The organism is Natroniella acetigena (genome assembly GCF_023227745.1).
Classification (GTDB): domain Bacteria; phylum Bacillota; class Halanaerobiia; order Halobacteroidales; family Halobacteroidaceae; genus Natroniella; species Natroniella acetigena.
Genome location: NZ_JALKBX010000066.1, coordinates 1 through 12,596 on the forward strand (window position 1 = coordinate 1; position 12,596 = coordinate 12,596).

9 protein-coding genes, 2 tRNA genes and 1 rRNA gene are annotated in these 12,596 nt (G+C 33.7%); 1 reads left to right on the top strand and 11 read right to left on the bottom strand.

Annotated elements, in window-relative coordinates; translation table 11 throughout:
- Window positions 1-274 precede the first annotated feature (274 nt).
- Both yunB and tyrS read right to left on the bottom strand, forming a co-directional pair.
- Window positions 275-934 (bottom strand): sporulation protein YunB, encoded by a 660-nt coding sequence (yunB, locus tag MWH25_RS11435; protein ID WP_345947257.1) that lies wholly within the window; start codon window positions 932-934, stop codon window positions 275-277.
- 52 nt (window positions 935-986) lie between these two features.
- Complete coding sequence (gene tyrS / locus MWH25_RS11440) at window positions 987-2,207, bottom strand: tyrosine--tRNA ligase (RefSeq protein WP_248627784.1); 1,221 nt, start codon at window positions 2,205-2,207, stop codon at window positions 987-989.
- Window positions 2,208-2,386: 179 nt separating this feature from the next.
- On the opposite strand from tyrS, the gene MWH25_RS11445 reads away from it, so the two are divergent.
- The gene (locus MWH25_RS11445) at window positions 2,387-4,756 is read left to right on the top strand and encodes a transglycosylase domain-containing protein (RefSeq protein WP_248627785.1); all 2,370 of its coding nucleotides are present in this window, start codon (window positions 2,387-2,389) and stop codon (window positions 4,754-4,756) included.
- 36 nt (window positions 4,757-4,792) lie between these two features.
- Here the strand turns inward: MWH25_RS11445 and MWH25_RS11450 are convergent, their stop codons facing one another.
- The 9 genes from MWH25_RS11450 to rrf all read right to left on the bottom strand — a co-directional run bounded on the left by MWH25_RS11450 (window position 4,793) and on the right by rrf (window position 12,316).
- Complete coding sequence (locus MWH25_RS11450; protein ID WP_248627786.1) at window positions 4,793-7,153, bottom strand: endonuclease MutS2; 2,361 nt, start codon at window positions 7,151-7,153, stop codon at window positions 4,793-4,795.
- A gap of 80 nt (window positions 7,154-7,233) precedes the next feature.
- Entirely contained in the window at window positions 7,234-8,184 is a 951-nt protein-coding gene (locus MWH25_RS11455; protein WP_248627787.1) for a Nif3-like dinuclear metal center hexameric protein, read from the bottom strand.
- A 148-nt stretch (window positions 8,185-8,332) separates the two neighbouring features.
- Entirely contained in the window at window positions 8,333-9,160 is an 828-nt protein-coding gene (locus tag MWH25_RS11460; protein WP_248627788.1) for a CvfB family protein, read from the bottom strand.
- Window positions 9,161-9,189: 29 nt separating this feature from the next.
- Window positions 9,190-10,866, bottom strand: coding sequence for a DNA polymerase/3'-5' exonuclease PolX (gene polX, locus MWH25_RS11465; protein WP_248627789.1), 1,677 nt, complete (start codon window positions 10,864-10,866; stop codon window positions 9,190-9,192).
- A gap of 16 nt (window positions 10,867-10,882) precedes the next feature.
- Complete coding sequence (locus tag MWH25_RS11470; RefSeq protein ID WP_248627790.1) at window positions 10,883-11,371, bottom strand: CvpA family protein; 489 nt, start codon at window positions 11,369-11,371, stop codon at window positions 10,883-10,885.
- Window positions 11,371-11,748, bottom strand: coding sequence for a cell division protein ZapA (locus tag MWH25_RS11475; RefSeq protein WP_248627791.1), 378 nt, complete (start codon window positions 11,746-11,748; stop codon window positions 11,371-11,373). The genes MWH25_RS11470 and MWH25_RS11475 overlap by 1 nt, the downstream gene beginning before the upstream one ends.
- Window positions 11,749-11,897: 149 nt before the next feature.
- A tRNA-Gly gene (locus tag MWH25_RS11480) sits at window positions 11,898-11,973 on the bottom strand.
- A 5-nt stretch (window positions 11,974-11,978) separates the two neighbouring features.
- Window positions 11,979-12,063, bottom strand: a tRNA-Tyr gene (locus tag MWH25_RS11485).
- 137 nt (window positions 12,064-12,200) lie between these two features.
- Window positions 12,201-12,316, bottom strand: a 5S ribosomal RNA gene (gene rrf / locus MWH25_RS11490).
- Window positions 12,317-12,596: the final 280 nt, after the last annotated feature.

Consider the following 12,596-nt stretch of genomic DNA (forward strand, 5'->3'; position numbering starts at 1 on the left):
TTGTAGATTGTCTTCACAATACTAGGCGATACTTTTCATATCGCAACAGATCACACCATAATTGTAATATCATTTCATTTTATAGTTGTATATATATTATAACCAGTTTCTTTCTATTTAACACATGAAAGAACAAAATTACCCATCAGCAACTTTAAGTTATGATTAAACCACAAAGAATCTATAAGACTGATACTTAAAGATAACGCAAAAAAAGCAAGCGTACGCTTGCTTTTAGTCATTCTCAATAAATATATAATTATTACTCTCTATTTTATTGATCTCCTTTTCTAATTACACCTTTATCAAATAAGCCCTCTTCTAAACCTACATAAACTTCTGGCACTTGACCTACAATAACTGCCTCAGTTAATGGAATATCAGTACTTACCTCAACTTGTGTATCCAACAAAGGAACAACCACACTTGCTTCAGTTTCAACTTCTAAATAAATTTTATGTCTCGTCTGATTAATTCCAGCTGATTGAAATTCATCTTCTATATTAGTTTTCACATAACCATATGGAATAACCTCTGCTGTTAATAATGGACTATAACGCGAAAGAATTTCAAACCCAAAAATTTGAAAAATAGGAATTTTAACGGTTCTGCTATGACTTTTATCTAATATACTTTGAATTCCTACAGCAATATTGGAGGAAAGATCATTTATAGCTTGTAAATTAGGTTGCATCATAATTACATGACCTTCATGATTAGTTCTAATAAAAACCAGATCATGGTAGTTTAATGTGTCAGTCTCTTCATTAACGGCTTCATTAATAATAGTCGTTAACATTCCTGTCACATCTGATTTGTAAATATTATGTAATCCTGGCTGTAATTTAGTCTCAACTAAGAAGACAATAATAATTGAAAGGATCATCACTATAATAAAGAACAACTTAACTAAGTTTTTAAAAGAAAATTGTATAGAATCACCCCTCTACTATTGTATTAATCAAGGAGTAATTCTGTGCATGATTTTAGATTAAATTTATTTTTGCAAATCTACGTTTTCCAACCCTAATAATCATTCCATCTTTAACTTCAAGATCTACATTTATCTGCTCATACTTCTCTTCATCAATTTTAACTGCTCCTTGCTTAATCATCCTTCGTGCTTGACTATTACTATCAACCAAACCAGTAGCAGCTACTAATTTAACTATCCATAATTGACCATCTTCTAAATCTTGACTAGAAATATCTACTTCAGGAATATCTTCAGGTAAATCACCTTTTTTAAACACCTTTTTAAATTCCTGCTCAGCTTTTTCAGCTGTTTCCTGATCATAATATTTACTGACAATCTCGCGGGCCAACCTCTTCTTTGCTGTCATTGGATGTAACTCGCCATTAGCTAAGTTTTCATTAATTTCTGCTAGTTTCTCTAAAGAAATATCGGTCAACAACTCAAAATAGCGTCCAATTAACTCATCAGGCATTGACATAGTCTTACCATACATCTCCTGGGGTTTTTCATTGATCCCAATATAATTCCCCTTACTCTTGCTCATCTTATCAACACCATCTAACCCCTCTAATAAAGGCATCATAATTACAACTTGTGGATCTTGTCCATGCTCTTTTTGTAAATTACGTCCCGCTAATAGATTAAACTTCTGATCAGTTCCACCTAACTCTACATCAGCTTCAATTGCTACAGAATCATAACCTTGTAATAAAGGGTAAAAGAATTCATGAATGCTGATCGATTGATTGTTTTGATAACGATTAGAAAAATCTTCTCGTTCTAACATTCTAGCTACTGTATATTTAGAAGACAATTCAATTGCATCAGCAAAATCTAACTCCTTAAACCACTGACTATTAAAGACAACCTCTGTCTTATCTGGATCCAATACTTTAAAGATCTGTTCTTCATAAGTCTTAGCATTCTCTTTAACTTCTTCTTCTGTCAATTGTTTTCTAGCTGCAGACTTTCCAGTTGGATCACCAATTTTCCCCGTAAAATCACCAATCAATAGATAAATTTCATGACCTAGCTCCTGAAACTGTTTCAACTTTTGTAAAACAACAGTGTGACCTAAGTGAATATCAGGTGCTGATGGATCTAAACCCAACTTGATCTTTAAAGCTCGTCCTTCCTTTTTAGCTTCTGTTAATTTATCTTTTAATGTACCTTCTCCAATTATTTCAGCTGTACCACGTTTAATTACTTCTAATTCTTTGCTACTCTCCATCTTATTTCCTCCTGTCTATAATATTATAAATGTATTAAAAAGTAGTATTAATTATATCATATTGTATCATAACTAAGTATTAATATCAATTATAGAAAATGCTAGCTCAAACAAATCAGAAATCGACTATATATAATGATAATTTTATGTTATAATAATTTGAGAGAGGAGGAAGTAGCATGACTAAAGGAAAATTAAAACAGTTAATTATTATTGCAATTATACTATTTATAGCTATTAGCATGGGAGCAGTAATTGGTACTGTAACTTGGATTATCAATCAAAGCCCTGATATATCTGAACATGGTCAATGGACGACTGCTGAAAGTACAACGGTTTATACTGCTGAAGAAGAAGTTTTAACTAGATTATACCAACAAGACAGAATTTATGCCCCTTTATCGGAAGTTCCAGAGGATTTACAAAATGCGATCGTAGCTATTGAAGATGATCGTTTTTATAACCACTATGGAATCGATATCAGAGGTATCTTAAGAGCATTTAGTGTGAATTTACGCCATGGAACTATAGTTGAAGGGGCTAGTACTATCACTCAACAATTAGCCAAAAATGCATTATTAACCCCTGAACGAGTTTATACCCGTAAATTACAAGAGATGTATATTGCTTTACAGTTCGAACGTAAATATACCAAAGATGAAATCTTAGAATTTTACTTGAATGAGATATTCTTAGGTCACAGCGTCTATGGAGTACAAAGTGCAGCTAACTTCTATTTCAATAAAGATGTTGATCAATTAACTTTATCTGAATCTGCTTTAATTGCCGGTTTACCACGGGCACCTAATTACTATTCTCCTTATAGAAATCCAGATGAAGCTATTAGAAGGCGAAATGTAGTCTTGCACAGAATGGTTGAACAAAGTTATATTACTGCTCAAGAGGCAGAAGAAGCTAGACAAGAAGAACTTAACCTTGAACAAGGAGAAGAAGATAATAACGATAATATAGCACCTTACTTCGTTGAGCATATCAGAAAAGAATTGCTTGATCAGTTTGGTGCAAGAAAGGTCTATACTGGTGGTTTAGAGGTTCATACAAGTTTAGATTTAGAGATGCAAAAGCAAGCTGAGGAAACTGTCAATCAAGCAATAGAATCTGGAGAAATTCCAACAAGCAATCAGGAAGGTCAAGGAGAGAAGCAACCACAATTGGCCCTGATCACTCTTGACCCTCATACAGGTTATATCAAGAGCATGATTGGAGGTCGAGGGGAAGATAAGTTCAATCGAGCAACACAAGCATATCGCCAACCTGGCTCTGCCTTTAAACCTTTCGTCTATACGCAGGCAATTAGGGATGGAGCAGGTACAGGAACCATTGTCGATGATACACCTAAAAAGTATAAAACTAATTTAGATGGAAGAGATAGCTGGATCCCTAGAAATTATAATGATCAATATTTAGGACCAACTACTTTACGAACTGGATTAGCACGTTCAATTAACGTAATGACTGTTAGGTTACTCGATGAAGTAGGTATTAGTAATACAATTCAGACAACAAAGGAAATGGGAATTGCAAATATTATTCCTGAAGATAGAAACCTATCTCTTGCTTTAGGAGGATTAACCAAAGGAGTCACTCCATTAGAGATGGCTACTGCTTATGGTACATTAGCTACCGGAGGAATCAAGACTGAACCAATAGCAATTACCAAAATTCTTGATAATCGTGGTAACGAAATCTATAGTAATCCTCCTGTTAGAGATATCATCCTTGAGGAATCTGAAGCTTATTTAGTAACAGATATGCTTAAATCTGCTATTGCTAGAGGTCCTGACATTTGGGGTACTGGATGGAGAGCTTATTTAGGAAGACCAGCTGCTGGTAAGACTGGAACTACTTCCAACTATTCTGATGGTTGGTTTGTCGGATATACGCCTGATTTAGTAACCAGTGTCTGGCTAGGTGAAGATTCACCTACAAGAATGGAATATCCACAAAAAGACGCTGACGGTAATATTATCACTGATAATAATGGAAACCCAAAAACAAAAATTATCGCCAGTGGGCAAGCTGCTAAACTATGGGGCGACTATATGAGAAATATAGTTCAAGGAAGACCAGTCAAAGAATTTGAACGTCCTAACGATATTATCACCGAAGAAATCGATAGTAAAAGTGGTCAATTACCTGGCCCTTATTGTCCAGAACACACAATTACTGATGAATTATTTATTGCAGGAACAGAACCTACTGAAACTTGTGAACTTCATAAAGAGACTGCAGAAATTGAGATTAATACAGAAACTGAAGCTATTGCAACTGAATACTGTCCTGGAGATGAAGTAGTAACTAAAGAATATCAAGTAGAAACTGAAATCTTAGTTGATCAAGATGGAGTTCCGATCAGAAAGGTCGACCCTGAAACAAAAGTACCATTAACCGATGACGATGGAAATTATATTTATAAAACAATTCCAGAAGAAGAATGTTCTGAACATCTTCCAGATGATGAGGAAATTGAAGAAAAAGATAGTAATATGAGAGATCGAATCTTAGATTTTTTTAACACTTTAAGATAAAGTAAAGGAGGGTCAATTGACCCTCCTTTTTTTTGTTTAAAAATTGACTATTGTTATTCCTGCTCCACCTTCCTTAGGTCGTCCTAATCTATATTCTCTAACCCCAGGATATCGTTCCAATGTCTCATGAACCACTTCCCTTAACGTACCCGTTCCTTTCCCATGAATAATCTCTGCTTGATTTAAATTTGTCAGCATTGCATCATCTAAATACTTATCCAACTTATTTTTAGCCTCTACTGCTCTTAGACCACGCAGATCCAACTTAGGAGAGATCTTTCTAGATTTAGCTGCCTTAATATTGTTAACGTTAGTCTTTTTCTGATTCTTCTCTTTAGAGCCTTCAGTTTTTTCTAGCTCCCTTAGATCAACAGTTAACTTCATGATTCCTGCTTGCACAACCGCCTCTTTTTTATCTGAATGCAACTCTATTACTTCTCCCTCTTTATTTAAATTTCTAACCTTAACTTGATCACCTATTCTTAACTCGGGAATTTGGCGTGCTTGCTTAGCTTCTTCTACTAATTGATTAGCTTTTTCTTTAACTGCCTTTCTTCCTTCTCTTAATTTGCTTTTGGCTGCTTCAATCTCTCGATCTGACAACCGCTGTTTTTCCTTTAATTCAGCAATAATTCCTTTAGCCTGTTGTTGGGCCCGTTTAATAACTTTATTAGCTTCTCGATAAGCTTCCTTTAATTCTTTCTCTTTTCTCTCTTCTAACTTCTTTAATTTTATTTCATATTCTTCTTTTAATTGATCAACTTGCTGCCTCTTCTCTTCAGCTTCTTCCCTTTTATCATGATACTCTTTTTTGTCACTCTCTATCTCTTTGATTACTTGATCTAACCTAGCATCTTCTTGATTTAAAAACTGACTAGCCTTCTCTATAACTTCATCTTTCAACCCCAATCTACTGGCAATTTGAAAGGCATTACTACGACCAGGTAATCCCATTTGTAATTTATAAGTAGGCTGTAATGTCTCTACATCAAATTCAACTGATGCATTCTCCACCCCTTGATTATTATAAGCATAAGTCTTCAACTCACTATAATGAGTAGTAGCTACTGTCTTAGAATTTTTTTGATGTAAATAATCCAATAAAGACATTGCTAATGCTGCTCCTTCTACTGGATCGGTTCCAGCTCCTAATTCATCTAATAAGACTAGGGAATCATCCTCTACTTGATCAATAATCTTAGTTATCTGCTTCATATGAGAAGAGAATGTACTTAAATTCTGCTCTATACTCTGTTCATCACCAATATCAGCATAGATCTGATTAAAAACCCCTATCTTAGAACCAGACAGAGCAGGAATATGCAAACCAGATTGAGCCATCAAGGTTAATAATCCTACTGTCTTTAAAGTAACTGTCTTTCCTCCAGTGTTTGGCCCGGTAATGACTAGAGTATTAAACTCCTTACCTAAATGAATATCGATAGGAACTACATCTTCAGCTAATAATGGATGACGAGCCTTGGTTAAATCAATATTCCCTTCTTGACTTAATAATGGCTCAACTGCATCTAATTCTAAGCTATATCTTGCTTTAGCAAAGATAAAATCTAAAATCGATAATACTTGAACAGTATCTTTAATCTCCTTTAACTTAGCTTTAACTTTAAAGCTAAGCTCTTGCAAAATTCGATAAACCTCTTGCTCCTCCTGAGACATTAACTGCCGTAATTTGTTATTAAGTTTAACAATCGGCATTGGTTCAATAAATACTGTCTGACCACTTGCTGATTGATCATGTACAATTCCAGGAAATTTTTGTTGGTATTCCCTTTTAATAGGGATAACATATCTCTCTTCTCTAATTGTCACTACCTGCTCTTGAATATATTTTTGATAACGATTAGAATTAATCATTGCATTTAATTTATCTTTAACTCCATCACTGATCCTTCTCATCTCAGTTCTAATTTCCCTTAGTTTAGAACTGGCTGAATCCTTAACATTTCCTTGATTATCAAGAGCAGATTTAATACTCTTTTCAAGCTTTTTAAATCTACCAATTGAAGTTGCTATTTTTATTATCCTATAATATTCATCATCTTCATCCTCTAAACTCAAAAAGTAATTATTCAATCTATGACCTGTAATTAGTGTATTTAATATCGCTAATAATTCTTGTCCAGCTAAAACTATCTCCTTATCAACCTTCTTTAAATAAGAACGAATATCACGAATCCCAGCCAAAGGAGGCTCATCTTCTCTAATTAAAATCTTCTTAGCTTGAGTTACCTCTTCCTGCCTAGCTGTAATATAATCTGGATCAGTAGCAGGTTTTATATTTTCAATAAAGGTTTCAGTTAATTTAGATGTAATGTGTTCTTTTAATTGGCCCTTAATTTTTTCAAATTCTAGAACATTCACTGCATGTTTATCCATTAATTAAATCATCCCCTTATCTAAATAAAAGCCTCTAATCTAATTAGATTAGAGGCTTTTATTTTAGTACCTAAAGACTTTTATCTACTAACACGTATTAATCCTGAACAAGGAACAACCTCAACACCTTGCTCCTCTAATTGATCAGCAAATAGATTCATTCCTACTGAATCACTTGCCATATGACCAGCAATAATTACATTAATATGGTTTTCCTCTGCTTTTTTACGATGCTCTTCACCAATATGCATACAAACTAAAGTCCCTACACCGGCTTGGGCCAACTTCTCAAAAACTTTTTTAGAACCACCCGTTCCTCCTGTCATCTCTACTACTACCTTACCTGCACTTCTTTTTTCATCCCCAACAACCACATTAGGGCCAGCTTTTAACTTAGTTGCTTCTTTATATTCAGGAACCTCCTTCAATAATTCAACAACATCTCCTACAGTCTCAAGTTCAGCTTGATCAACCTTTTCCTGTAAAAAATCAACAACCAAATTATCTGAAGGTGTATGAACACACATCAACGGTAGATCAAATAGTTGAGCTGCATCTCTAGCTTTGTTATGATTTAAAGGCATCAAACCGCGCTTCACCTCACCAATCCTTTTAGCCATAATCCCCTCAGCTACATTGATCGGCACTCCTAAATCATGCAGAATTTCCTCTTGCATATGCATTACTTCATGTAATCCAGCTAGTGCTTTACCACCTGGATGGTGAGCAATTACAGCATCTATCTTCGTCCCTTTTTCAGTCAATCTATCAGCTAGCAAAACCTCACCTGTATCAATATCAATTCCCATTAAGACCCTTTCAATCTCTGCCTCTTCATCTCCTGTCAAAATCCTAGTATCAGGATAAGGGTTCTCTAAACTGGCTTGATCAAAGAATTCTTTCTCATCCTCATCTAACTCAGCATATTCTTCTTCTGCCTTTTTTAATACCTTCTTCACCTCAGCCTCATCTCGAGGATCAATATCCATACCCAGTTCCACTGCTAATTGATAAATTTCATTTAATTTCATTGCAGAACCTCCATTCTTTATAGACATCTAATCTTAATTTAAAATTTTTAATATTTTTCTTTTTTTATTTTTACTAGTCACTAATTACTAGTTACTATCATTCAACTTTACTTAATATAAATTAAATTTTAAAGTTGGATGCCTTATTCTATTTTTTTAATCTAATCCCTTCTTCAGTTATATCTATAATCTTTTCTTTATACAGTCCACCAATTGCCTTCTTAAAGCTGCCTTTACTCATCTGTAACCTATCTTTAATTGCTTGTGGTGAACTCTTATCATGCAACGGTAAAAAACCATCCTCCGCTACTAATTGCTTAAGAATCTTTTCTTTAGCATCTTCAATTCTACCATAGCCTATCTTTCTTAGGCTGACATCTATTTTGTTATCCTCTCTAATTTTCTTGATATATCCTGTAGTCTCTTGACCTACTTCTAACTCTCGATAAAGATCATCATTATAGATCAAACCATAATATTTATTATTAATGATCACCTTAACACCTAAATCAGTAAATCTATAAATTAAGAGCTCTACTTCATCTCCTTCACTGAGTTCTATCTGCTCTTGCTCTATAAATTTATCAAGTCTTTGACTAGCAGTTATTCTATCCGTCTGTTGATCTAAAAAGACCCCAACAACATAACTTTTACCCTCTTTCATCTTACCTTCCTGTTCAGCAAAAGGGACGAATAGATCTTTTTCTAAACCCCAATCTAAAAAAGCACCTACCCGATTAACATCCTTAACCTTCAAGTAAGCAAACTCACCAACTTTGGCCTTAGGGGTCAACGTAGTTGCAATCAATCTCTCTTGAGAATCTCTATAAATAAATACTTCTAACTGATCCCCTATTTCAGTTCCAGTAGGAACATACTTTAATGGCAACAATACTTCTTCATCATCAATATCTAAATATACTCCAAAATCTGTTCGCTTTATTACTTCTCCTTGATTGAACTTTCCTAATTTCACTATTACAATTACAACTCCTTTATAGTTTATTATTTAACTTTTAATATTTCCTTCAATTCCTGCAAATTAAATGTATTAACTACATCCTTACTCTCTAACCATCCTTTTCGAGCAATCCCTACTCCATATTCTAAGTTATCAAGTTGTCTAACATGATGAGCATCCGTATTGATTACAACTTTCGCTCCTAATCTTTTAGCTAACTTAGCATGTTCAGCATTGAGATCTAATCTCTTGGGTGCAGAATTAATTTCTAATATAGTATTTGTTTCAACTGCTTTTTTAATTAATCTTTCCATCTCAACCCCATAAGGCAGTCGCTTTAAGACCAAACGTCCAGTAGGATGCCCCAAAATATCAACATAAGGATTCTCTAACGCTCTAAAAATCCTCTCCATAATTGTAGTACTAGAATTATTATATTTTCTATGTATAGAAGCAACTACAAGATCTAATTCCTCTAAGACTTGATTATCATAATCTAATCCATCTTCTAAAACATCAACTTCAATCCCTTTTAAGACGGTTATCTCCAGTTTTTGATTCAACCTATCAATCTCTTCTGCTTGCCTTTTTAACCGCTCCACACTCAAACCATTAGCTACCTGTAAGGACTTACTATGATCACAAATAGCCAAATACTGATAACCCCTCTGTTGACAAGCTTTAGTCATTTCTTCGATTGTATATCTTCCATCACTCCATTGAGAGTGCATATGTAAATCCCCTTTAATAGCGTCCAACTCTACACTATCAGGAAGGTTATTCTGCTGTGCTTGTTCCAAACTGCCTAAATCATCCCTCAACTCAGGAATAATATAAGGAAACCCTCCCAATTTAAAAATTTCTGCTTCACTTTGAAACTGAGCAATTATTTCCTTTAGTTTCGAAAAATTAATTAATTTTTTTAGTTGTTGATTATACTTCCTAGTTCCCGTCCATTCAAATAATTTAAGATCAAACTCCTCTTCACTTGCTAGCACAATTCGAACTGTTGGTCCAGATTCAGCTATTAAAAGGACTTCTCCACTCTCTTGTTCCTGCAACTCAAAAAAAGCTAATTCTTTAATCTCAGCAAAAACCTCAGGAAAGTTATCGCTTGCCACTACCAGTATAATCTCAGTTACTACTTCTAACTTTCTTCTTATTTGTCCTGCAATTTTCACTTTAGATACTGATTTCAACTGGCTTAAATAATCCATTACTCCTCTTGCTAGTTCAGTAGCAAAACCTAAATCAACCTTCCCTCTATTTTTCAGTAATCTATTAACACCTTCTAAAATCTTTTCTTCTGTCTTACTTCCTATTCCGGATAGCTGTGATAATTGTCCTGACTCTGCTTCAGCTTTCAAATCAGATAAATTATCAATTCCTAATTCTTTATAAATTTTTCTAACCTTACTAAAACCCAAACCAGAAACATCAAGTAAAGTAATCAAGCTAACAGGATATTCATCAGTAAGTTTTTGATAACAATTACAACTACCCATTAAAACTATTTCACTTATCTTTTCAGCTAAACTTTCTCCAATTCCCGGCAAAGAATCTACCTCTTCTTTATCTACCAAACACTTAATATCAGCCTCTAAATCTTTAATTACCTTACTAGCCTTTTCATAAGCAGCTACTTTATACTTATTTTCTCCTTTGATTTTTAACAAATTAGAGATATTAGATAAAACTAAACTAACATTTAAATTATTCATCTTTGCTCCTCCAAGATCAATATTGAGAAAATTCAACTATCTTTTCTTCAATTATAGGGCTTAATTGTAACAATTTAGGGGCAAAATAAGATAATTCTAACTGTCGTTCTATTATTTCTAATGGTATCATTTCTAAAATCAAGACTAAAATATAACTAATTACAAATGCCTTAAAAAACCCCATAACTACTCCTGCTAGATTATCAACAAAAGATAAGAGAATAATATCTAAAAACTTATTTAAAAGACAACCAATATAATTAATAACAAAACTCACAACTGCAATAATTAGTAAAAAAGAAATAATTTCTGCTAGTTTAAGTTCTAAATTAAATTGCTCGATAATAAAATTAGCAAAAATACCATACTGCTCCAAAGCAATATAAACACCTAATATTACCCCTAAGAATGATGTTATTTGCTTAATTAATCCTAAATGATATCCCTTAATCATAAGGATAAGAAAAAAACTGAAGATTATTACATCAATTAAATTAAACTCCACTAATCCAGTTCTCCTTTCTCAACTAACTCTAAAAACTGATTATACTCTTCTTGAACCTTTTGATACTTCTCCTTTAATCCCCTATATTCAGCAAGCACCTCTTCATAATTATTCCTGGTTTTAGCATACTCTTTTTCCAATTTTTTATACGCATCTTGAATTTTATAGAGTTTATCAGCTAAATTCATAGCACCTAAAACCATAATTCTATTCCGTGGAATAGATGAATTAGCTTCTTTTATTTCTTGCATATGTTCATCAACAAAAGAAGCTAATTTTGAAATATATTCTGCCGACTCATTACCTTTGATTACATACTCTTCTCCTAAGATTTTAACCTTAGCTTTAGCTTTATTAGAAAACTTTTCCTCACTCAATTCTATTACCTCCACCACAAGCTTTTAAAAACTAATCTAACAACTATGTATTATTTCAATAAATTAGTCTAAAACTCCTCTTTTTTCACCACATAATATAAAAAACCTTGCCATCTACTAGATAACAAGGTTGATTTCTTAAAATAAAATGGAGCGAAAGACGGGATTCGAACCCGCGACCTTCTCGTTGGCAACGAGACGCTCTGCCAGCTGAGCTACTTTCGCATACATGGTGGAGGGGGAAGGATTCGAACCTTCGAAGGCGTCGCCGGCAGATTTACAGTCTGCTCCCTTTGGCCACTCGGGAACCCCTCCAAATATTTAATTAATATTTAAGATTTAACATTGAATAGTTAAAAACAAACTTCAAAATCTTAATAACTTTTCTTTTTTATGCTCTTGAATTTTAACTATTAATTATTAAATATTCATTATTAAATGCTTTATTAGAATTTTAGCAGTGACCTACGCTCCCACAAGGCTGCCCCTGCAGTACCATCGGCGCTGGAGGACTTAACTGCCGAGTTCGAAATGGATCGAGTGTTGCCCCTCCGCTATTACCACTAGAATTTTATTCAATTTACAATTAAAAGACTTAATTTCTTTATGAGCTTAATTGTCAATTATCAATTGTACATTGTCAATTGATTTTATTAGTGCCTCTCCGAGTTTTAAAGACCAAAAACTCTTCGTGGTCGATCAAGAAAGATAAAACGTAAAGGTACTATCTCTAAGTTAGGATTAATTAATAACATTAAAGAATGGTACCCCTTCGAGTCTTAAAGAACAAGACTCTCCATGGATAGAGAAAATTCATCTCTTTTATTAAATCTTATTGCTTAATATCA

Bases quoted from the DNA above. Each gene is read 5' to 3' on its own strand.
- MWH25_RS11450 (WP_248627786.1), bottom strand. From the start codon at position 7,153: ATGGATAAACATGCAGTGAATGTTCTAGAATTTGAAAAAATTAAGGGC.
- polX (WP_248627789.1), bottom strand. From the start codon at position 10,866: ATGAATAATTTAAATGTTAGTTTAGTTTTATCTAATATCTCTAATTTG.
- MWH25_RS11445 (WP_248627785.1), top strand. From the start codon at position 2,387: ATGACTAAAGGAAAATTAAAACAGTTAATTATTATTGCAATTATACTA.
- MWH25_RS11455 (WP_248627787.1), bottom strand. From the start codon at position 8,184: ATGAAATTAAATGAAATTTATCAATTAGCAGTGGAACTGGGTATGGAT.
- tyrS (WP_248627784.1), bottom strand. From the start codon at position 2,207: ATGGAGAGTAGCAAAGAATTAGAAGTAATTAAACGTGGTACAGCTGAA.